This window comes from Citrobacter sp. Awk 2, from assembly GCF_028069815.1.
Taxonomy (GTDB): Bacteria; Pseudomonadota; Gammaproteobacteria; order Enterobacterales; family Enterobacteriaceae; genus Citrobacter.
Genome location: NZ_JANEWL010000009.1, coordinates 1 through 22427, shown reverse-complemented (window position 1 = coordinate 22427; position 22427 = coordinate 1). Strand labels below are relative to the sequence as shown.

Here is a 22427-nt window from a genome sequence, read left to right as displayed (position 1 = left end):
CACCTGATTCCAACAATGATTGCTAATGGTGTTAACGATGGAGCAAAAACTGCACCGTTTTGGCGCGAAGCGCGTCGCTATGGGGCAATAATTTCCGATAAATTTCGTATACGATCACAATTCCAGAATTATATTTGGCGACTGAATAAAATTGCGGTTTTTCCTCTATTTAGTCCTCTGATACGCAAACATATTCACTTTATATGCACGGATAGTGAATATCGTTGTGTTGTAACTTGTTGATATTCCGTTTAACGACTCCGTTTATGCACTTTTTTCGCTGGCTGGCACGAACCCTGCAATCTACATTTACACCGCAAACACTATATTTATTAACATATAAATAACCTTTTATTTACCGTTGAGGTCGCTATGTCTCTGTCAGTTACGCGTGAAAATTTTGATGAATGGATGATGCCTGTCTATGTCCCAGCGCCTTTTATTCCGGTGCGTGGTGAAGGTTCACGTCTGTGGGATCAACAGGGTAAAGAGTATATCGATTTCGCGGGAGGCATTGCGGTTAACGCATTGGGACATGCGCATCCGGCATTGCGTGAGGCATTAAACGACCAGGCCAGCAAATTCTGGCATACCGGCAACGGTTACACTAACGAACCGGTATTACGTCTGGCGAAGAAGCTTATCGACGCGACGTTTGCCGAGCGTGTTTTCTTCTGCAACTCCGGCGCAGAGGCTAACGAAGCCGCACTAAAACTGGCGCGTAAATTTGCCCACGATCGGTTTGGCAGCCAAAAAAGCGGCATTGTGGCATTTAAAAACGCCTTCCACGGTCGCACGCTGTTTACCGTCAGTGCCGGGGGGCAGCCAGCCTATTCACAGGATTTCGCACCACTGCCGCCGGATATCCGTCATGCGGTGTATAACGATCTCGACTCCGCCAGCCAATTGATTGATGACACCACCTGTGCGGTTATTGTGGAGCCAGTGCAGGGGGAAGGTGGCGTCGTACCGGCAACCACCGCGTTTTTACAGGGGCTGCGTGAATTATGCGATCGTCATAATGCGCTGTTGATTTTTGATGAGGTACAGACCGGCGTTGGGCGTACCGGCGAACTGTATGCCTATATGCACTACGGTGTGACACCAGACCTGCTGACGACGGCCAAAGCGCTTGGCGGTGGATTCCCTATTGGCGCGTTATTGACCACAGAACGTTGCAGCAGCGTGATGAGCGTGGGCACTCACGGCACAACTTACGGCGGAAACCCATTAGCCACTGCCGTAGCGGGTAAGTTGCTGGAAATTGTTAACACGCCGGAAGTCCTCAATGGTGTGAAACAGCGTCATGACTGGTTTGTGGAGCGTATTAACGCTATTAACGAACGTTTTGGATTGTTTAGTGAAATCCGTGGCCTGGGGCTGCTGATTGGTTGTGTGTTGAATGCGGAATTTGCCGGAAAAGCGAAACAGATCTCCCTGGAAGCGGCCAATGCAGGCGTCATGGTGTTGATTGCCGGCGGTAACGTGGTGCGTTTTGCGCCTGCGCTAAATGTCAGCCAGGAAGAGGTGGCAACCGGACTCGATCGTTTTGCGCTGGCATGCGAACGCATTAAAGCAGGAGGTTCATCATGATGGTGATCCGTCCTATTGAACACGCGGATATCACCGCGTTAATGCAGCTTGCCAGTAAGACCGGCGGTGGGTTGACGTCATTGCCCGCAAATGAAGCCACGCTGGCGGCGCGTATTGATCGTTCGTTGAAAACCTGGCGTGGCGAGTTGCCTAAAAGCGAGCAGGGCTACGTTTTTGTATTGGAAGACAGTGCCACCGGAACCGTGGCGGGGATTTGTGCGATTGAAGTGGCGGTAGGGCTTAACGATCCCTGGTACAACTACCGTGTTGGCACGCTGGTTCATGCTTCGAAAGAGTTGAATGTCTATAACGCATTGCCGACGCTGTTTCTCAGTAACGATCACACCGGAAGCAGTGAGCTTTGCACCCTGTTTCTCGATCCGGACTGGCGTAAAGAAGGTAACGGCTATTTGCTGTCGAAGTCGCGCTTTATGTTTATGGCAGCGTTTCGTGACCGTTTTAACGAAAAAGTCGTTGCAGAGATGCGGGGTGTCATTGATGAACACGGTTATTCACCATTCTGGCAAAGCCTTGGCAAGCGCTTTTTCTCGATGGAATTCAGCCGCGCAGATTTTCTCTGTGGCACCGGACAAAAAGCGTTTATTGCAGAGCTGATGCCTAAACATCCTATATATACCCACTTCCTGTCGGAAGAAGCGCAAAGCGTGATTGGCGAAGTGCATCCGCAAACGGCACCAGCCCGTGCGGTGCTGGAGAAAGAAGGGTTTCGCTACCGCAACTACATCGATATTTTCGACGGCGGGCCGACGCTGGAATGCGATATCGACCGGGTACGTGCTATCCGCAAAAGTCGACTGGTGGAAGTGGCTGAAGGTCAGCCTGCACTGGGCGAATTTCCTGCCTGCCTGGTGGCTAATGAAAATTACCAAAACTTCCGCGTCATGTTAGTGCGTGCCGATCCGAATACCCAGCGACTGGTACTGACGGCAGCGCAACTGGACGCCCTGAAATGCCACGCGGGTGACCATGTACGTTTTGTGCGTCTTTGTGCAGAGGAGAAAGCAGCATGACATTATGGATAAACGGCGACTGGGTGACCGGGTTGGGTGCACGTCGGGTGAAAACGAACCCGGTGAGCGGGGACGTGCTGTGGCAAGGCAATGATGCCGATGCGACTCAGGTAGCACTGGCATGCCAGGCGGCGCGGGCTGCCTTTCCGGGCTGGGCAAAACAGGCTTTTGCTGCCCGCCAGGACATTGTCGAGAAATTCGCGACGCTGCTGGAGAGTAATAAAGCAGAACTGACGGCGATCATTGCACGGGAAACCGGCAAGCCGCGTTGGGAAGCTGCAACCGAACTGACGGCGATGATCAATAAAATTGCCATCTCAGTGAAGGCGTATCACACCCGTACCGGAGAACAGCATAACGCGCTGCCAGATGGCGCAGCGACGTTACGCCATCGCCCGCACGGTGTGCTGGCCGTGTTTGGTCCGTATAACTTCCCCGGTCATTTACCTAATGGTCATATCGTTCCGGCGCTGTTGGCTGGTAATACGCTGATTTTCAAGCCCAGCGAGCTGACGCCGTGGACCGGTGAGGCGGTGATCAAACTGTGGGAACAGGCGGGATTACCGCCGGGCGTATTGAACCTGGTACAGGGCGGGCGTGAAACAGGACAGGCACTGAGTGCGCTGGAGGACCTTGATGGTCTGTTGTTTACCGGTAGCGCCAATACGGGTTATCAGCTGCATCGTCAGCTATCTGGCCAGCCGGAAAAGATCCTCGCGCTGGAGATGGGCGGGAACAACCCGCTGATTATCGAGAACCCCGAAGATATTGATGCAGCGGTACATCTGACTATTCAGTCAGCGTTTGTTACGGCCGGGCAACGGTGTACCTGTGCCCGTCGTCTGCTGGTTAAAAAAGGGGCGCAGGGCGATGCATTTCTGGCGCGGCTGGTGGATGTCTGTCAGCGTTTAATACCGGACAACTGGGATGCACAACCGCAACCGTTTATTGGTGGGCTTATTTCTGAACAGGCGGCGCAACATGTTTGTGACGCCTGGCAACGTCTTGCCGCGCAGGGAGGGCGAACCCTGTTGGCACCGCGCCAGGTACAAGCGGGAACTTCACTGTTGACCCCCGGCATTATTGAACTGACCGGCGTGGCGAATGTCGCGGATGAAGAGGTCTTCGGCCCGCTGCTCGGTGTCTGGCGTTATGACAGCTTTGATGATGCGATTCGCATGGCCAACAATACCCGCTTTGGTTTGTCGTGCGGGCTGGTTTCACCGGATCGCAATCAGTTTGACCAATTGCTACTGGAAGCTCGTGCGGGCATCGTCAACTGGAATAAACCGCTAACCGGCGCAGCAAGCACCGCGCCGTTCGGTGGGATTGGTGCTTCAGGCAACCATCGCGCCAGTGCGTGGTATGCCGCAGATTATTGCGCCTGGCCGATGGCGAGCCTGGAATCTCCGACCCTGACGCTGCCGACTGCGCTTAGCCCAGGACTCGATTTTTCATGCGAGGATAAGCCATGAAAGCGCGCGAAGTAAATTTCGACGGTCTGGTGGGACTGACTCACCATTATGCGGGGTTGTCATTTGGCAATGAGGCCTCAACCCGACACCGTTTTCAGGTGTCGAATCCCCGTCTGGCGGCGAAACAGGGCCTGTTGAAGATGAAGGCGTTGGCCGATGCCGGATTCCCGCAGGCGGTGATCCCACCTCACGAGCGTCCCTATATTCCCGTGCTGCGCCAGTTGGGATTTAGCGGCAGTGACGAACAGGTGCTGGAAAAGGTGGCACGCCAGGCACCTCACTGGCTCTCCAGTGCCAGTTCCGCTTCGCCGATGTGGGTGGCGAATGCGGCCACGGTCTGTCCTTCGGCAGATTCGCTGGACGGGAAAGTGCATCTGACCGTCGCCAACCTGAATAACAAGTTTCACCGTTCGCTGGAGGCTTCGACCACTGAAGCGTTGTTAAACGCGATCTTCCGTGATGAGAGCCGCTTTACGATCCATAGTGCATTGCCACAAGTTGCGTTACTGGGTGATGAAGGTGCGGCTAACCATAACCGCCTCGGCGGTGATTATGGTGATCCCGGCGTGCAGGTGTTTGTCTATGGTCGTGAAGAGGGCAACGGCGCGCAGCCGAAGCGTTATCCGGCGAGGCAATCACGTGAGGCCAGCGAAGCTGTTGCGCGCCTGAATCACGTGAACCCTAAGCAGATTATCTTTGCTCAGCAAAACCCGGATGTTATCGATCTTGGTGTGTTTCATAACGATGTTATTGCGGTATCAAATCGTCAGGTGCTGTTTTGTCATGAATTGGCGTTTGCCAACCAGCAGGCGTTGTTACAGCAGTTGCGTAGCCAGGTGGCGGGATTTACGGCGCTGGAAGTTCCCCTGGCGGAAGTGTCAGTGCAGGATGCTGTGGTAACGTATCTGTTTAACAGCCAGCTACTCAGTCGTGATGACGGTTCAATGATGTTGGTCTTGCCGCAGGAATGCCGGGAGCATGCAGGGGTATGGCATTATTTAAACCGTCTGCTTGAAGATGACAACCCGATTGACGATCTACGGGTATTCGATCTGCGCGAAAGCATGTCCAACGGTGGTGGACCGGCGTGTCTGCGCCTTCGGGTCGTGTTAACCCCACAGGAGCAACAGGCGGTGAACCCGGCGGTTCTCATGAATGATGTGCTGTTTAACACGCTGAATAACTGGGTTGATCGTTACTATCGCGATCGCCTTACCGCAGCCGATCTTGCTGACCCGCAGTTGCTGCGCGAAGGGCGTGAAGCATTGGATACGTTGACACAATTACTCAAACTCGGTTCGGTGTATCCCTTCCAGCAGGAGCGTACACGTCATGGATAATTTCCTTGCGCTGACGCTTGCGGGAGACTCGCCAGATACCTCCCGGGGGAAAGCTCACGGTTTTGACTGGCAATGGATTGGGCATGGCATGCTGGAACTGACGCCGGTTGTCCCGGTTGAGCGTTCGCTGGTTTTGTCTGCGGGCATTCATGGTAACGAAACCGCACCAGTAGAAATACTGGATACATTGCTGTCCGGGTTGTTTAGCGGCAAGCTGCCGCTGACATGGCGGCTATTGGTGATCCTGGGCAATCCGCAGGCGTTAGCTGCGGGCAAACGCTATTGTCATAGCGATCTGAACCGTATGTTTGGTGGCCGCTGGCAACTCTTCGATGAGAGTGGTGAAACACGGCGTGCCCGCGAACTTGAACTGTGTCTGGAAGATTTTTACGCGCGGGCAAAGGCACCTGTTCGCTGGCATCTCGATCTCCACACGGCTATTCGCGGGTCACATCATTTGCGTTTTGGCGTGCTACCGCAGCGTGATGTGGCATGGGATGAGGCGTTCCTTCACTGGCTGGGGGATGCGGGGCTGGAGGCTCTGGTTTTCCACCAGGCACCAGGCGGAACGTTTACCCATTTTAGTGGGGAGCATTTTGGCGCGCTGGCCTGCACGCTGGAGCTGGGCAAGGCGCTGCCGTTTGGGCAAAACAACCTGTCACAGTTTGCTCACACTGCGCAGGCGCTGGCAATGTTGTTGACAGGCAGACCCGCAGCGGCAGCTGAGACGCCGCCGTTACGTTATCGCGTGGTAGCGCAAATTACACGGCGCAGCGGCGATTTCATTCTCTACATGGACAACCAGACACTTAACTTTACCGCATTTAAAGAGGGAACCGTACTGGCTCAGGATGGTGATGAACGTTTTATCGTCACCCATGACGTTGAATATATTCTCTTTCCTAATCCCAATGTGGCCTGTGGTTTACGCGCGGGACTGATGCTGGAAAGGTTGTAAAAGATATATCCGCCCTTGGGTTAATCTCTGAGGGCTTATTTTTGCGTGCTGTTTATATTTATTACGGATTATTCCTGGTAAGTTGCTTTCTTAATAACCAGAGTTCAGGTATAGTTCTTCATAATCCTTTCAAAATCATCCTGTTGTAATTTTTTATTTCAACTCTCCGCAATTTATTCTTTTTTTCTTCATAATTGATGAAAGTTTGTTTTTTACACTTTCATTGTTTTACCGTTACTCTGATTAATTGACGCTTAAGCCGGTAAAGTTAATCTCGTCAACACGACATCACATTGCATAAGAGTCGTATGAATGTCGTAAGAATAACTGAAAGGAAGGATAGAAATTATGCGTAAACTGACTGCTCTGTTTGTTGCCTCTACCCTGGCGCTGGGCGCTGCAAATCTGGCTCATGCCGCTGACACGACCACAGCCGCTCCGGCAGATGCCAAACTGATGATGCACCACAACGGTAAGTTTGCCCCGCATCATGACATGATGTTTAAAGACCTGAACCTGACCGATGCACAGAAACAACAGATCCGCGACATCATGAAAGGTCAGCGCGATCAGATGAAACGTCCTCCGCTGGAAGAACGCCGTGCAATGCACGATATCATCGCCAGCGATAGCTTCGATAAAGCGAAGGCTGAAGCGCAGATTGCGAAGATGGAAGAACAGCGCAAAGCTAACATGCTGGCGCATATGGAAACGCAGAACAAAATTTATAACATTCTGACCCCGGAACAGAAAAAACAGTTTAATGCCAATTTTGAGAAGCGTCTGACAGAACGTGCAGCGCAGAAAGGTAAAATGCCACAGGCTGCCGAATAATCGGTAGGCGTCTATACTCAATCATTCACGCTGTGTCGGAGCAGATTGCCCCGGACAGCGTGAAAAAAAACTCAAGACCGCCGGCCTTGTCCACAACACGTTTAACGATGTGGGCAGGATCGGCGGTTTTTTCTTTCCTACCTCTTGCACAGCGCTTCGGACACGTTATGCTCCTGAAGCCCGCGAAAATGCTACCTGGATCAGCGCGTTAAACTTTCTTGCAAAACGCCATGGTCATCGCTAAGGCAAATCAACTCTGCTGCCGATAACAACGTGCAGGGTGAATGATAACAATGATGATTTGGCTGCCTGATGACGGCATGTCGGCGCACAGTGCCTTTCTGGAGGGATGATGGAGTACTTTGATATCCGCAAAATGCCGGTTAATCTCTGGCGTAATGGTGCGGGAGAAACGCGTGAAATATGTTGTTTTCCGCCAGCAACACGCGACTTTCACTGGCGGGCGAGTATTGCCTCCATTGCTGCGAACGGCGAATTTTCACTCTTCCCCGGCGTTGAGCGCGTTATTACGCTGCTCGAAGGGGGAGAAGTCACGCTGGAAGGCGCTAACACGCTACCGCATACGCTAAAACAGCATCAGCCTTTTACTTTCGCCGGCGACCGCGTGGTAAAAGCGAAGCTGACGGAAGGGCAGATGTCGATGGATTTTAATATCATGACTCGTCGGGATGTTTGCCAGGCTAAAGTTCGTGTGGCTGACCGGACGTTTACGACCTTTGGTTCGCGTGGCGGCGTGGTATTTGTGATTAGCGGAGCCTGGCAACTGGGGGATAAGTTGCTGACGGCTGACCAGGGGGCGTGCTGGCATGACGGTAAGCATACGTTGCGACTGTTGGAGCGCGAGGGGAAGTTGTTGTTTAGTGAGATTAACTGGAAGCCAGGTTTTTCGCCTGATTCGGTGCAATGACGTCGTTTGGGCCGGATAAACCCTTTTGTGGTTATCCGGCACGGGTAAATCAGCGAATTATGCTTTTTTCCAGAAGTCGTCAAACACCGTAATCGGTGGGCGGCGTTTGTGTTCTGTCTTCACGTACCAGCCTTCAATTTTCTTCGCAACGTCGGCATCCAACGTTTTTCCTTCCAGATAATCGTCAATGTTGTCGTAGGTAACGCCTAATGCGGCTTCATCTGGCAGAGAAGGACGATCGTCTTCGAGGTCGGCGGTTGGTGCTTTCTTATATAAGTGCTCAGGGCAACCTAATGCAGCAAGAAGCTGCTTACCCTGACGCTTGTTGAGGCGGAATATTGGGTTAATATCCGTGCCGCCATCGCCATACTTAGTAAAGAATCCGGTAATGGCTTCTGCGGCGTGATCGGTACCCACGACAACACCGCTGGTCATTCCGGCGATACTGTATTGTGCCTTCATACGCTCGCGGGCTTTTTCATTGCCGCGCACGAAATCGCTCAGTTCAATACCTGCTTCACGTAATGCCTGCTCGCTGGCCAATACCGCGCCTTTGATGTTGACGGTGAGCACGCGGTCAGGTTGTATGAACGCGATCGCGTCCTGACAGTCTTGTTCATCGGCCTGTACACCATAAGGCAGTCGTACAGCAATAAACTGTAACGCATCGTTACCCGTTTCTTCGCGTAACTCGGAAATCGCCATTTGGCATAACTTTCCGGCCAGGGTGGAGTCCTGCCCACCGCTAATCCCTAACACCAGTGATTTAAGGAAAGGGTAGGTTTTGAGGTACGATTTCAGAAAATCCACGCTGCGGCGAATTTCCTCTTCTGCATTAATGTGTGGTTTGGCGCCAAGTGCCCGGATTATCTCTTGCTGCAGAGTCATTTAACCCCCTCCAAAAAATGAAATGATCAAAAATAACGATGTGTTAAAGCTAACGCGTTGACGCCCAAACGACAAGGGATGCAGCCGGATATAACATCATTTTGTTTTGATAGAATTTTCTGAAATGACCCGAGTCTCAACTGACAGCTTGAAAAATGCGTTGTTGTGCTCCAGGCTTATATAACACGCTGAAAAACAAGAGGACGGAATATGAACAAGAATCTAACAGGAATTCTGAGCGCAGCGGCGGTATTGACTATGCTGGCAGGGTGTACGGCTTACGATCGTACCAAAGACCAATTTGTGCAGCCCGTGGTGAAAGATGTGAAGAAAGGGATGAGTCGGGCGCAAGTGGCGCAGATTGCCGGCAAACCGTCATCTGAAGTCAGCATGATCCATGCGCGTGGTACATGTCAGACCTACATCCTGGGTCAACGAGATGGTAAAGCAGAGACCTATTTTGTTGCATTAGATGATACTGGGCACGTGATTAATTCCGGCTACCAGACCTGTGCGGAGTACGACACCGACCCGCAGTCTGCGAAGTAGTTGCATCTGTTTATTGCCTGAGCACTCTGCAGAACCGGCCACTGTGCCGGTTTTTTTGTGTCACGCGATCTTATTTATTGTCGCGAATTATTTGCCTGAAGTGTGAGGGGTGTCATAACCACAGGTCAAGGAGAGACAATTTAGTTGGTCAATGAAATACCATCCGCTGATGCAATCCCGTATACTCGTTTCAGCCACCTAAAAAAGTAATTTAGCTGACGCAAGTTACCCAGAGCATGGATGCAGGTTATGGCTTGCGGAGTGTCTGGTACACAGATAATCGCACATGAGGATCGTTTTAATGGAAAAGAAACACATTTATCTGTTTTGTTCTGCGGGCATGTCGACTTCTTTGTTGGTCTCGAAGATGCGTGCTCAGGCTGAAAAATACGAAGTGCCGGTTATCATTGAAGCGTTTCCCGAAACGCTGGCCGGAGAAAAAGGCCCAGTAGCTGATGTTGTGTTATTAGGTCCACAGATTGCTTATATGTTGCCCGAAATTCAGCGTTTGTTACCTAACAAACCTGTAGAAGTGATTGACTCGCTGTTGTATGGCAAAGTCGATGGTTTAGGCGTGCTTAAGGCTGCAGTTGCAGCAATTAAAAAAGCCGCAGCAAATTAATTATTTTATTTTAAATTTTCCCGTCAAAGAGTTATTTCATTAACATTCACCGCAATTGTTAATTGCGGTATTTAAGGGTATTTTTCTATGAGTAACGCTATTGCTTCACTTGAAAAGGTACTCCTTCCTTTTGCTGTAAAAATTGGAAAGCAGCCACACGTTAATGCAATCAAAAACGGTTTTATTCGTTTAATGCCGTTAACCCTCGCAGGGGCAATGTTTGTATTAATCAATAACGTTTTCCTGAGCTTTGGGGAGGGGTCGTTTTTTTATTCCATGGGCATTCGACTTGATGCTTCAACTATTGAAACGCTAAATAGTTTAAAAGGCATCGGTGGGAACGTCTATAACGGTACGCTGGGTATTATGTCATTGATGGCGCCATTCTTTATCGGTATGGCGTTGGCGGAAGAACGCAAAGTCGATGCACTGGCTGCTGGTTTATTATCTGTCGCCGCATTTATGACAGTCACACCTTACAGCGTGGGCGAAGCCTATGCCGTGGGTGCTAACTGGTTGGGCGGTGCAAACATTATTTCCGGTATTATTATCGGCCTGGTGGTCGCGGAAATGTTCACCTTCGTCGTGCATCGTAATTGGGTTATTAAATTACCTGATAGCGTTCCGGCTTCTGTTTCTCGCTCGTTTTCTGCACTGATTCCCGGCTTCATTATCCTCTCTATTATGGGGATCATCGCCTGGGCGTTGAACACCTGGGGAACGAACTTCCACCAGATCATCATGGATTCCATTTCAACTCCGCTGGCGTCACTGGGTAGTGTGGTGGGTTGGGCGTACGTGATTTTTGTTCCGCTGTTGTGGTTCTTTGGTATTCACGGTTCTTTGGCACTGACTGCACTGGACAGCGGTATCATGACCCCCTGGGCACTGGAAAACATCTCTATCTACCAACAGTTTGGTTCCGTAGACGCGGCACTGGAAGCGGGTAAGACGTTCCACGTCTGGGCGAAGCCGATGCTGGACTCCTATATTTTCCTGGGAGGGAGTGGGGCAACGTTGGGTCTGATTATTGCTATCTTCCTGGCTTCTCGTCGCGCTGATTATCGTCAGGTAGCAAAACTGGCACTGCCATCAGGTCTGTTCCAGATTAACGAACCCATTCTGTTCGGTCTGCCGATTATCATGAACCCGGTTATGTTTATTCCATTCATCCTGGTTCAGCCGATTCTGGCAGCGATTACACTGGCCGCTTATTACACAGGCATTATTCCACCGATTACCAACATTGCACCATGGACGATGCCAACCGGGTTGGGCGCATTCTTTAACACCAACGGTAGCGTCGCTGCTCTGCTGGTCGCGTTGTTTAACCTTGGTATCGCAACGCTGGTGTACCTGCCATTCGTGGTCGTCGCCAACAAAGCTCAGAACGTGATTGATAAAGAAGAAAGCGAAGAAGATATCGCTAACGCATTGAAATTCTAAATTTAATCCGGCATGGCTATGCGGCCATGCCGGACTGAACCAGAGGAAAAGAGTATGTTAGATATCGAAAATATCGTCGATACGCAGTCAGAGGCTGAAGAGCTTGAAGAAGTGGTGATGGGGCTCATCATCAACTCGGGTCAGGCACGTAGTCTGGCGTACGGCGCGCTCAAATTGGCCAAACAGGGTGATTTTGAGTCAGCGAAGAGCATGATGGAACAGTCTCGCATGGCGCTGAACGAAGCACATCTTGTCCAGACCAAACTGATTGAAGGCGATCAGGGTGAAGGTAAAATGAAAGTGAGCCTGGTGCTGGTCCATGCACAGGACCACCTGATGACGTCGATGCTGGCACGTGAACTGGTGACAGAACTGATTGAGCTTCACGAGAAGCTGAAATAGCGAGGAGTGCAGAATGCAGCTACAGATTAACGCACCGGAAATCAAAACCGTCTATGAGCAGCAGCTTTTTAATGGCAAAAATTTTCATGTGTTCATCTATAACAAAACTGAGAGCATCAGTGGGCTGCATCAGCATGATTACTACGAATTTACCCTTGTCTTAACTGGACGTTACTATCAGGAGATCAACGGTAAGCGTGTACTGCTTGAGCGCGGAGACTTTGTCTTTATCCCGTTGGGATCGCACCATCAAAGTTTCTATGATTTCGGCGCGACGCGAATTCTTAACGTTGGTATCAGTAAACGTTTTTTTGAACAGCACTACCACCCGTTGCTGCCATTTTGTTTCGTTGCATCGCAGGTGTATCGGGCGAACAGCTCGTTTCTCACCTACATCGAAACGGTTATAGCATCACTGAACTTTCGTGAAAGCGGACTGGATGAATTTGTAGAAGTGGTCACCTTCTACATTATTAATCGGTTACGCCATCATCGGGAAGAGCAGGTGCTGGATGATATTCCACAATGGCTTAAAACTACCGTGGAAAGCATGCATGACAAAAGGCAGTTCAGCGAAAATGCGCTGGAAAATATGATACACCTGTCCGCAAAATCCCAGGAGTATCTGACCCGTGCAACCCAGCGTTATTACAGTAAAACGCCAATGCAGATTATTAATGAAATTCGCATTAATTTTGCTAAAAAGCAGCTGGAAATGACTAACTATTCTGTAACTGATATTGCCTATGAGGCTGGTTACAGTAGTCCGAGCCTGTTTATTAAAACGTTTAAAAAGCTGACGTCGTTTACACCCAATAGCTACCGTAAAAAATTAACGGAATTTAATCAGTAAATTTTATTTACCAATAACCAACTTTTATAGCTTGCCCAAAATAGCGCTGGGACTGCCACGCTATACCTGACGAATGGGTTGAGCATAATACGTGTCAGTGTTTTTACACTGAAGGGAGAAATTATGAGCCAGAAATTAAAAGTCGTCACTATCGGTGGCGGGAGCAGCTACACCCCTGAATTACTTGAAGGCTTTATTAAGCGTTATCATGAATTACCGGTCTCTGAATTGTGGCTGGTGGATGTCGACGGTGGTAAAGAGAAGCTGGACATTATTTTTGACCTCTGCCAGCGCATGATTGATAAAGCTGGCGTCCCGATGAAAGTGTATAAAACGCTGGATCGCCGAGAAGCGCTGAAAGATGCTGATTTTGTCACCACGCAGTTGCGCGTAGGACAACTTAAGGCTCGTGAACAGGATGAACGTATCCCTCTGAGCCATGGTTATCTGGGGCAGGAAACTAACGGTGCTGGAGGCCTGTTTAAAGGACTACGTACCATTCCGGTGATCTTTGACATTGTGAAGGATGTGGAAGAACTGTGTCCGAATGCGTGGGTGATTAACTTTACCAACCCGGCTGGCATGGTAACTGAAGCGGTCTATCGCCATACTAACTTCAAGAAGTTTATCGGCGTGTGCAATATTCCGATCGGTATGAAGATGTTTATCAGCGACGTCCTGGCGCTGAAACAGAGTGATGATTTATCCATCGATCTGTTTGGTCTGAACCATATGGTCTTTATTAAGGATGTTCTGGTCAACGGTGTGTCACGTTTTGATGAACTGTTGGACGGCGTGGCGTCGGGTCAGTTGAAAGCCTCTGGCGTGAAGAACATCTTCGATCTGCCGTTCAGTGAAGGGCTGATTCGTTCACTGAGACTGCTGCCGTGCTCGTATTTGCTGTATTACTTCAAGCCAAAAGAGATGCTGGCGATTGAAATGGGTGAATATTACAAAGGTGGCGCACGTGCACAGGTAGTACAAAAAGTTGAGAAGCAACTGTTTGATCTGTATAAAAATCCTGAGTTGAATGTTAAGCCGAAAGAGCTGGAACAGCGTGGCGGGGCTTATTATTCTGATGCCGCGTGTGAAGTCATCAATGCTATCTATAACGATAAACAGACCGAGCATTACGTCAACATTCCTCATCATGGCCATGTTGATAATATTCCTGCGGACTGGGCTGTTGAGATGACCTGCACGCTGGGACGCAATGGTGCAACTCCGCACCCACGTATCACCCATTTCGATGAAAAGGTCCTGGGCCTTATCTATACCATTAAAGGTTTTGAAGTGGCGGCGAGCAACGCAGCACTAAGCGGCGAGTTGAATGATGTACTGTTGGCGTTAAACCTGAGTCCACTGGTGCATTCAGACACTGATGCTGAAATTCTTGCCCGCGAGCTGATCCTGGCGCATGAAAAATGGCTGCCAAATTTCGCTGGATGCATCGAGAAGCTTAAAAGCGAACAACACTAACTGAGGTTGGCTATGGAACGCGTACTGATTGTGAATGCGGATGATTTTGGCCTGAGCAAAGGGCAAAACTACGGCATTGTTGAAGCCTGTCGCAATGGCATTGTCACCTCAACCACTGCTCTGGTGAATGGCGAGGCGATAGAGCATGCGGTACAGCTTAGTCGCGATTTACCGGAACTTGCCGTTGGGATGCACTTTGTCCTGACGCTTGGCAAACCGTTAACGGTGATGCCGGGTCTGACGCGTGACGGTGTGTTAGGGAAATGGATCTGGCAGATGGCAGAGGAAGATACATTGCCGCTGGACGAGATTTCTCAGGAGCTGGCTGCACAGTATCAGCGTTTTATTGACCTGTTCGGGCGGGAGCCGACGCATCTGGATAGTCATCACCACGTGCATATGTTCCCGCAGATTTTCCCGATTGTCGCCAGTTTTGCCGCGGAGAGGGGTGTTGCGTTGCGGATCGATCGGCAGACGGTGTTCCTGGCGTCCGATTTACCGGAAACGTTGCGTACCTCCCAGGGATTTAGCAGTGAGTTTTATGGCGACGCGATTTCTGAGGCCCTGTTCTTGCAGACGCTGGACGCGTCCGCAGACCGGGGAGAGTCCTCGCTGGAAGTGATGTGTCATCCGGCGTTTATCGATGACATCATTCGACAAAGTGCCTACTGTTACCCCCGCTTAACTGAGCTTGACGTACTGACGTCTTCGTCATTGAAATACGCTATTGCGGAGCGCGGTTATCGTCTTGGCAGTTTTCTGAACGTTTAATTCCTGAGTTGGCGGCGCGTCGGTGCGCCGCATTTTTTTGTCTGCGTCAGTGATATTTGCCGCAACCAGTCCGCCCCCCCCGTTATCGCCACCCACTTCACGAATTCACTGTTTTTGCACCGTCCGGGGGTAAAATCAGCTAAGATAGCGTTTTTCAGATTTTTAGAATTTGTCTTTAGTGAAGCAACTGATTATGAAACCTCTTCGCCAACAAAATCGTCCGGTTATCAGCTATGTTCCTCGTGTGGAGCCAGCTCCACCAGAGCATGCGGTGAAAATGGATGCGTTTCGTGACGTATGGATACTGCGCGGAAAATATGTCGCTTTTGTCTTAATGGGGGAGGCGTTTCAGCGTTCGCCTGCATTTACGGTTCCGGAGTCGGCACAGCGCTGGGCTAACCAAATTCGCCAGGAAAACGAACTGAGCGATTAATTAGATATAAAAAAACCGCCGGAGCATAACTCACCGGCGGTTTTTTGTTTTATACAGACAGGATTTTAGCGATGCGCCAGTTCGGCGTGATCGTCGCTGTCCAGAATCGTTTTATCGGTCTGTTTCAGCCATTGGCTGGTAAGCGTACCCGCGGTCATGGAACCGCTAACGTTCAATGCAGTACGGCCCATATCGATCAGTGGTTCAACAGAAATCAGCAGAGCAACCAATGTGACCGGCAGACCCATGGCAGGCAGTACGATCAGTGCCGCGAAGGTCGCGCCACCGCCCACACCCGCAACCCCTGCGGAACTGACGGTCACGATACCCACCAGCGTGGCAATCCACATTGGGTCCAGCGGGTTAATACCGACAGTCGGTGCCACCATCACGGCCAGCATCGCCGGGTACAGACCCGCACAACCGTTTTGACCAATCGTTGCACCAAAAGAGGCGGCAAAGCTGGCAATGGACTCAGGGACGCCCAGGCGACGGGTTTGTGCTTCGACGTTCAGTGGAATAGAAGCGGCGCTGGAGCGGCTGGTGAAGGCGAAAGTCAATACCGGCCAGACTTTGCGGAAGTATTTCAGTGGGCTAACGCCGTTAATACCCAGCAGTATGCCGTGTACGACGAACATAATGCCCAGGCCGAGATACGAGGCAACGACGAAGCTGCCCAGCTTGATGATGTCCTGCAGATTGGAGCCGGCAACCACTTTGGTCATCAGTGCCAGAACACCGTACGGAGTCAGTTGCATCACCAGACGAACCAGCTTCATCACCCAGCTCTGCAGGGTATCGATAGCCGTTAATACACGCTCGCCTTTTGGCGCATCATCTTTCAGCAGTTTAAGTGCCGCAACGCCCAGGAAGGCCGCGAAAATAACGACGCTGATAATCGACGTCGGGTTTGCACCCGTAAGATCGGCAAATGGGTTTTTCGGGATAAACGACAGCACCAACTGCGGTACGCTGAGGTCGGCAACTTTACCCACATAATTGGTTTCAATGGCGGTCAGGCGTGCGGTTTCAGCGCCGCCTTGCACCAGCCCTTCAGCAGTCAGACCAAACAGGTTTGTCACCAGAACACCCACCAGCGCGGCGATCAGCGTGGTAAACAGTAGCGTTCCGATAGTGAGGAAACTAATTTTGCCCAACTGAGAGGCGTTATGCAGACGCGCAACGGCACTGAGAATAGAGGCAAAAACCAGCGGCATAACAATCATTTGCAGCAGTTGTACGTAACCGTTGCCGACAATGTTAAACCACTGTACGGAATCTTTCAGTACCTGGCTGTCGGACCCGTAAATGGTGTGCAGGGCGAGACCAAACACCACGCCCATGACCAGACCGACCAGTACTTTTTTGGCCAGACTCCACTGTTTGTGGCGGGCTTGCGCCAGCACGAACAGCAGTACTACGAACACGATAATGTTCGCGATTAATGGAAAGTTCATCCCCGTTCTCCTGATCTTATTATGCGTATCACCATGTAATGGTGATTCTGTTGGCGCAAGATTAGCAGAACTGTGACTTGCCTCTTATATTCAAATGGAATTGTTTATACCTAAAATGACATTTTGGCTGTTTTATTAATCAGCCTGGTGCTTTATAAACCGATTAAACTGCATCTGTAGCGTGTTAATCATCTGCGATGACCAGCGCACTGCGCTGTTTTCCGGCATCGTCTGAGGCATCCAGATGGCCCAGGCAAACAGCGCCATGCACAAAAAGCGCTCCAGCTGATTTCCCTTCTGCGGGACGAGGATTGGCAGACGAAAGCGCCAGCGACAGGGCCAAAGCAGAGGAACGCCTGCCGGGGTCAGCATATCGGCCAGTATGTGACTGAGATAGCCCAACACCATACCTTGTAGCGCATCGGCCGGGATTATCCAGCTATCCGGAACTTTCAGGTAAAACGTGGCCAGCAGGGCAAAGACGGCCAGCAGGCTGTGTGTAAACCCGCGATGGCCAAATGCCCGGGCAATAGGCTTTGATATCCACTTCAGCCGCTGCCCAAGCAGGGATTTCGGGTGATCGATATCGGGCAGCAGACACGTTAGAATGGCCGAAGGCACAATATGCCACCAGTCACCCTGAGCGAGAACGGGTGTCAGCTCGGCATTTTTGGCAAATACCGCACAGGCAATAGAAAAAAGAAGGTGGCCTTCCGCCGTCATGATAAAACCCAATAAACTGTCAATTCATACAGTATAGGGGTTTTATACAGTAGGCGGAAGAGGTGACGTTGTAACCCTTTGTCACAAATGCACGATTAACGCGCCAACCAACCGCCGTCCACGGCAAGCGTGTAACCATTAATATAATCAGAAGCCTGGCTGGCGAGAAAAACGACTGGGCCTTGTAAGTCATCCGGTGTTCCCCAGCGCCCCGCGGGAATACGATCGACGATTTGCTGATTACGCGTACTGTCTTCACGCAACTGCTGCGTATTGTTTGTCGCCATATAACCTGGTGCGATGGCATTGACATTAATTCCCTGGGCTGCCCACTCATTAGCCAGTAGGCGGGTGATCCCAAGCACGCCACTTTTTGATGCGGTGTAGGACGGAACGCGGATTCCCCCCTGAAAAGAGAGCATTGAGGCAATATTGATAATTTTACCGCCATTACCCTGTGCCAGGAACTGACGCGCCACCGCCTGCGACAGAAAGAAAACGGATTTGAGATTCAGGTTCATTACGTCATCCCAGTCTTTTTCACTAAAATCCAGCGCGTCCTGGCGACGAATCGTACCTGCATTGTTGACCAGAATATCGACCCGACCAAATACCGCAACAGTTTGCGTCACGATGCTGGACAGCGCCTCCTGTTGGCTGAGGTCGGCCTGAATGGCCATAAAGCGCCGACCAACTGCGGTGATTTTTTCCTCGGTGTCATGCGGGATTTTGCGGTTTACGCCAACCACGTCACATCCGGCTTCAGCCAGCGCCAGGGCCATACCTTGCCCAAGCCCGGTATCACAACCGGTGACGATTGCGACTTTATCCTTAAGACGAAACGCGTCCAGAACCATGTTCACCTCAGCTGTTTTTACTGTTAATGCATTGCGATAGGAGAAGGATAGAAGAGGTTGAACAAAAATACAATAAAATTGAAACGTCGTTTTAATTTTATTGGTTAAGCAAAGAAAAGGGCAATATGGTCATTGCCCGGAGGGAGATTAACCGTGAAGATGCCCGGCAGTGAGCTCCGTCAATGAGGCCAGTTTGACGTCGGCAAGCACAAAACGGGGATCATCCTGATTTTCATGGGCGGGGACAACAATTGAGCGCATTCGAGCGGCTTTCGACGCAATCATCCCGTTCACGGAATCTTCCAGCGCAACACAAGATAACGGGGATACCCCCAGCTTCTGGGCACAATCGAGGTAAACCTGCGGGTGCGGTTTGCTGTAAGGTAATTTTTCTGCCGAGGCCAGTGCGTCAAAGCTATCGCGCAGATCAAACATGGTCAGCACTTTTTCCAGCATATGCAGCGGTGACGCGGAGGCCAGTCCTACCAGCATCCCCTGGGATTTGCATAGCGCTACAGCTTCACGTACGCCCGGCAACAGTGGTCTTGTTTCTTCTACCAGCGCAATGGCCCGTGTAATGATGCGTTCCGTCACCTCCTGACGAGAGGGACCGTTCCACGGTTGCTGTGCGAACCAAAGATCAACAACCATATCGATACGTAAACCAAGCGTATCGGGAAGTTCATGGCGGCGGGTGATATCTACGCCTAAACTTGCAATCACATCCAGTTCGGCCTGATCCCAGAGCGGTTCTGAATCGACCAGTAATCCATCCATATCGAAAATTGCAGCAAGAATTTGACGCGGGGTTGACATCACAACCTCTCCTTTAGGGTGATAACAGGGATTAAGAGCCCACCAGAACGAGCTCTAAGCGTTCATTATGGCTAATTTGGCAGTATACCGCCTTTAAAGATCAGGCGAAAACGGTTATCAACGGGTAAACTTAGGCCAAAATGACACGTCTTTATCAAGGGGAACTCATGACGTATCAACAAGCTGGACGCATTGCTGTCTTGAAAAGGTTGCTGGGATGGGTGATTTTCATCCCGGCGCTGATTTCAACACTGGTTTCAGTACTGAAGTTTATGTACGCGCACAGCGAAAAGCAGGAAGGGATTAATGCAGTCATGCTCGATTTTGCCCATGTGATGATCGACATGATGCGTGTGAATACGCCGTTTCTTAACCTGTTCTGGTATAACTCGCCGACACCGGATTTTCAGACCGGACTGAATCTTGTTTTTTGGTTGATTTTCATTCTGATATTCATCGGTCTGGCATTGCAGGACTCTGGCGCCAGAATGAGTCGTCAGGCGCGTTTTTTACGCGAGGGAGTTGAAGATCAGTTGATTCTGGAACAGGCAAAAGGCAGTGAGGGGTTATCGCGTGAGCAAATTGAGTCGCGTATTGTCGTGCCACATCATACGATCTTTTTACAAATCTTCCCGCTCTATATTTTGCCGGTGATCGTTATCGTGATCGGCTATTTCTTCTTTTCATTACTGGGCTTTTTGTAAGTTCGATATTATCAGGCCTGGGCTGCGTGAAGCGTCAGGCCTGATAAGCAAAGCTGCCTTCGGACTATCTATACGTTAAGCCGCCAGTAACCTTTCCATCGCTTTTTGCGCCACCACCAGATGCTGCCCGCCAAACAGAATTGCCCGATTAAGCAGCGTATACAACTGATAGATAGGCTGCCTGTCGAGAAAATCTAACGGTAGCGGCGAGACAGACTGATAACCGTCATAAATCTGCGGTGGCTGATCGGTATGTAACGGCAACATTGCCAGGTCGCACTCTCTGTCGCCCCAGTAACAGGCGGGGTCAAAAATGTAGGGGCCATTCGGTCCGAGCGCACAGTTTGCCGACCACAAATCGCCGTGCAGGAGAGAAGGCTGTGGCTGATGGGAGGAGAGTCGCTGCTGAACGTGATCGACAATGGCGTCAATATTGCCAAACGCGATGCCTTTTTCCGCCGCAAGTTCCAGTTGCCAGCCGATGCGTTGTTCGGCGAAGAAGGTTGACCAGCGACGCTGCCAGGCATTGGGTTGCGGTGTAGTGGAGAGTGCATTATCGAAGTCGAGGCCGAACTGTGGCTGATCGCTCCATTCGTGCAAATGTGCAAGTTGTTGTCCGAGAATAAACGCGTTGTGGGCATCAAGCGGGCGGGGAGGGAGGAAGTCCATAACCAGGAAACTGTAATCTCTGTCTGCACCCACTGCCCAGACTTTGGGAACAGAAACGGTTTGACTCCGGGAAAGCAGTTCTAACTGGTCTGCCTCCGCCGTAAAGCCAGACAACAACTCTCTTTCATCACATTTGACGAAAAAATCGCGCCCCGCATAGCGTAAATGCCATGCGGCGTGGATCTCTCCGCCGGGCAGTTCATTACGCAGTTCGATTTCGCCTTCACCTAATTGCTCGCTTAAAAGACGACTGATAGCCTGCCACATGATGTCTCTCCCCATGTTGTCTGCCAGATCATAAGGTTAGCGCAAGAATGCGGTAAAAAAACACGAACTGACGCACACCGTAGACGCGTCATCGCTGGAAAGGCACTTATTGTACGTCGTGCTTCCACACCTCCCTGAGAAATGACGACTTTCGGTTTAACATGATTCACTTCTTTGTAATCACGTGATTTTTTATCATAGACGCATAATACACATGTCGACAGTTTTGTCGGTAAATCCCCCTTAATGCTTGATAAGGGGGATGTGTAATCAGCGGGCAAGATACGAATATATTTTTTGCGTATCGTCCAGCGCGCACAGACGTGTGCCCTGATTCAGCGTTGCTGCGCTACCCGCAGCGACGCCAAAACGCACAATCTCTTCAAACGGGGTATTTTCTGCCAGTTTCAACGTCATCGCGCCGACCATACTGTCGCCTGCGCCAACGGTACTTTGGCTTTTCACCGGCGGTGGGACGACCTGGACGCATGTTTCTTTATTGACGCCCAATGCCCCTTGTGGCCCAAGAGAGACCACAACGCGAAGCGCTTTGCCGCTTTGTATAATCTCCTGTGCTGCTTTGCGAACGTCATCGGGTTGTGTGAGTTCGCGTTTCACCAGCGCACTCAATTCTTTGAGGTTGGGTTTTACCAGTTCGATACCGCCGATGGCTAATGCCGCAGTCAGCGCCTCACCAGAGCTATCGACAATGCAGCGAATACCCTGTTTTTGTACGGTGGTGATGAGCCGTGTCAGTTTTTCTATTTGTACACCGGGCGGCAAACTGCCGCTAATGACCAGTATCGCACCCGATTCAATTTCCAGTACCTGATCCTGCAGTTGGTAGAATTCGTCATCAGTCAGCGCGGCACCGGGCATGACAAAACGATACTGCTCACCGCTGGATTCGACGTGGACATGGAGATTTTGTCGGGTCCAGTCTTTGGCTTCGATAGTCGAGACGGGAACATTTTCGTCGGCAAGTAAAGAAACTAAGTGCTCGCCAGTCGCACCACCGACCGGAAAGATGGCCGTTGCAGTTCCGCCAAGATGTGCAATGGCACGGGCGACGTTGATGCCTCCACCGCCAGGTTCAAAAACCGGTGAGGTACAGCGAAGTTTACCTTCGGGGTAGATTTGTGGGGTGATTGTTGCGCTATCGAGAGAGGGCGCAAGTGTTAACGTATAGATACGTACCATCTTTACCTCCTGTTAGGCTGACCCCAGTCTGGCACTTAACGTCACGAAAGTGAAGTAATTAACAACATGATTTCTCGCAGCTTTATTTAAAATTCTCGTGCCAAAGATATATAAATAAAATAAAGGATTAAG

General features: G+C 50.7%; 23 protein-coding genes. 16 read left to right on the top strand and 7 right to left on the bottom strand.

All coding sequences use genetic code 11. The features are described from left to right. The first annotated feature begins 372 nt into the window (after positions 1-372). From astC to ves, 7 genes are all read left to right on the top strand, one after another. Complete coding sequence (gene astC, locus NNO02_RS04280) at positions 373-1593, top strand: succinylornithine/acetylornithine transaminase (protein WP_271454274.1); 1221 nt, start codon at positions 373-375, stop codon at positions 1591-1593. After that, positions 1590-2624: an arginine N-succinyltransferase gene (gene astA / locus NNO02_RS04275; protein ID WP_271441134.1), complete on the top strand. Its 1035-nt coding sequence runs from the start codon at positions 1590-1592 to the stop codon at positions 2622-2624. Before astC ends, astA begins: the two co-directional genes overlap by 4 nt. Beyond that, the gene (gene astD / locus NNO02_RS04270) at positions 2621-4099 is read left to right on the top strand and encodes a succinylglutamate-semialdehyde dehydrogenase (protein ID WP_271454273.1); all 1479 of its coding nucleotides are present in this window, start codon (positions 2621-2623) and stop codon (positions 4097-4099) included. Before astA ends, astD begins: the two co-directional genes overlap by 4 nt. Continuing rightward, positions 4096-5439: an N-succinylarginine dihydrolase gene (gene astB, locus NNO02_RS04265; protein ID WP_271454272.1), complete on the top strand. Its 1344-nt coding sequence runs from the start codon at positions 4096-4098 to the stop codon at positions 5437-5439. Before astD ends, astB begins: the two co-directional genes overlap by 4 nt. After that, positions 5432-6397 (top strand): succinylglutamate desuccinylase, encoded by a 966-nt coding sequence (astE, locus tag NNO02_RS04260; protein WP_271454271.1) that lies wholly within the window; start codon positions 5432-5434, stop codon positions 6395-6397. Before astB ends, astE begins: the two co-directional genes overlap by 8 nt. Before the next feature lie 348 nt (positions 6398-6745). Then, the gene (gene spy, locus NNO02_RS04255; protein WP_271454270.1) at positions 6746-7231 is read left to right on the top strand and encodes an ATP-independent periplasmic protein-refolding chaperone Spy; all 486 of its coding nucleotides are present in this window, start codon (positions 6746-6748) and stop codon (positions 7229-7231) included. Between the two features lie 352 nt (positions 7232-7583). Then, positions 7584-8159, top strand: a complete 576-nt coding sequence (gene ves / locus NNO02_RS04250; RefSeq protein WP_048211887.1) for an environmental stress-induced protein Ves — start codon at positions 7584-7586, stop codon at positions 8157-8159. A 57-nt stretch (positions 8160-8216) separates the two neighbouring features. Here the strand turns inward: ves and nadE are convergent, their stop codons facing one another. Further along, positions 8217-9047, bottom strand: coding sequence for an ammonia-dependent NAD(+) synthetase (gene nadE / locus NNO02_RS04245; protein WP_202038823.1), 831 nt, complete (start codon positions 9045-9047; stop codon positions 8217-8219). A 210-nt stretch (positions 9048-9257) separates the two neighbouring features. On the opposite strand from nadE, the gene osmE reads away from it, so the two are divergent. The 8 genes from osmE to cedA all read left to right on the top strand — a co-directional run bounded on the left by osmE (position 9258) and on the right by cedA (position 15602). After that, complete coding sequence (gene osmE / locus NNO02_RS04240; protein ID WP_202038822.1) at positions 9258-9596, top strand: osmotically-inducible lipoprotein OsmE; 339 nt, start codon at positions 9258-9260, stop codon at positions 9594-9596. Between the two features lie 301 nt (positions 9597-9897). Next, the gene (chbB, locus tag NNO02_RS04235; RefSeq protein WP_003832547.1) at positions 9898-10218 is read left to right on the top strand and encodes a PTS N,N'-diacetylchitobiose transporter subunit IIB; all 321 of its coding nucleotides are present in this window, start codon (positions 9898-9900) and stop codon (positions 10216-10218) included. Between the two features lie 87 nt (positions 10219-10305). Beyond that, the gene (chbC, locus tag NNO02_RS04230) at positions 10306-11664 is read left to right on the top strand and encodes a PTS N,N'-diacetylchitobiose transporter subunit IIC (protein WP_040233680.1); all 1359 of its coding nucleotides are present in this window, start codon (positions 10306-10308) and stop codon (positions 11662-11664) included. Between the two features lie 54 nt (positions 11665-11718). Next, positions 11719-12066 carry a PTS N,N'-diacetylchitobiose transporter subunit IIA gene (gene chbA / locus NNO02_RS04225; RefSeq protein WP_202038820.1) on the top strand — a complete coding sequence of 116 codons (348 nt, stop codon included), beginning with the start codon at positions 11719-11721 and terminating at the stop codon, positions 12064-12066. A gap of 13 nt (positions 12067-12079) precedes the next feature. Next, entirely contained in the window at positions 12080-12919 is an 840-nt protein-coding gene (chbR, locus tag NNO02_RS04220; protein WP_271454269.1) for a transcriptional regulator ChbR, read from the top strand. A 123-nt stretch (positions 12920-13042) separates the two neighbouring features. Then, the gene (locus tag NNO02_RS04215) at positions 13043-14398 is read left to right on the top strand and encodes a 6-phospho-beta-glucosidase (RefSeq protein ID WP_271449097.1); all 1356 of its coding nucleotides are present in this window, start codon (positions 13043-13045) and stop codon (positions 14396-14398) included. Between the two features lie 12 nt (positions 14399-14410). Then, on the top strand, positions 14411-15169 hold the full coding sequence (gene chbG / locus NNO02_RS04210; protein ID WP_271454268.1) for a chitin disaccharide deacetylase: 759 nt from the start codon (positions 14411-14413) through the stop codon (positions 15167-15169). A gap of 169 nt (positions 15170-15338) precedes the next feature. Beyond that, positions 15339-15602 carry a cell division activator CedA gene (gene cedA / locus NNO02_RS04205; RefSeq protein ID WP_071887334.1) on the top strand — a complete coding sequence of 88 codons (264 nt, stop codon included), beginning with the start codon at positions 15339-15341 and terminating at the stop codon, positions 15600-15602. A 65-nt stretch (positions 15603-15667) separates the two neighbouring features. Here cedA and tcyP read toward each other — a convergent pair whose 3' ends face one another. The 4 genes from tcyP to hxpB form a co-directional block, all read right to left on the bottom strand. Then, positions 15668-17059 carry a cystine/sulfocysteine:cation symporter gene (gene tcyP, locus NNO02_RS04200; RefSeq protein WP_137383368.1) on the bottom strand — a complete coding sequence of 464 codons (1392 nt, stop codon included), beginning with the start codon at positions 17057-17059 and terminating at the stop codon, positions 15668-15670. Positions 17060-17194: 135 nt separating this feature from the next. Next, on the bottom strand, positions 17195-17782 hold the full coding sequence (locus NNO02_RS04195) for a metal-dependent hydrolase (protein ID WP_170974385.1): 588 nt from the start codon (positions 17780-17782) through the stop codon (positions 17195-17197). Between the two features lie 95 nt (positions 17783-17877). Continuing rightward, a complete protein-coding gene (gene kduD / locus NNO02_RS04190; RefSeq protein WP_271441128.1) occupies positions 17878-18639 on the bottom strand; it encodes a 2-dehydro-3-deoxy-D-gluconate 5-dehydrogenase KduD in 762 nt (253 codons plus the stop codon). Between the two features lie 147 nt (positions 18640-18786). Further along, positions 18787-19455, bottom strand: coding sequence for a hexitol phosphatase HxpB (hxpB, locus tag NNO02_RS04185; protein ID WP_271441127.1), 669 nt, complete (start codon positions 19453-19455; stop codon positions 18787-18789). Positions 19456-19622: 167 nt separating this feature from the next. On the opposite strand from hxpB, the gene NNO02_RS04180 reads away from it, so the two are divergent. Further along, entirely contained in the window at positions 19623-20159 is a 537-nt protein-coding gene (locus NNO02_RS04180) for a YniB family protein (protein WP_048211877.1), read from the top strand. A gap of 75 nt (positions 20160-20234) precedes the next feature. Here NNO02_RS04180 and NNO02_RS04175 read toward each other — a convergent pair whose 3' ends face one another. Next, positions 20235-21095 (bottom strand): fructosamine kinase family protein, encoded by an 861-nt coding sequence (locus tag NNO02_RS04175; RefSeq protein ID WP_101741711.1) that lies wholly within the window; start codon positions 21093-21095, stop codon positions 20235-20237. 270 nt (positions 21096-21365) lie between these two features. Next, positions 21366-22295, bottom strand: a complete 930-nt coding sequence (pfkB, locus tag NNO02_RS04170; protein ID WP_271454267.1) for a 6-phosphofructokinase II — start codon at positions 22293-22295, stop codon at positions 21366-21368. Positions 22296-22427: the final 132 nt, after the last annotated feature.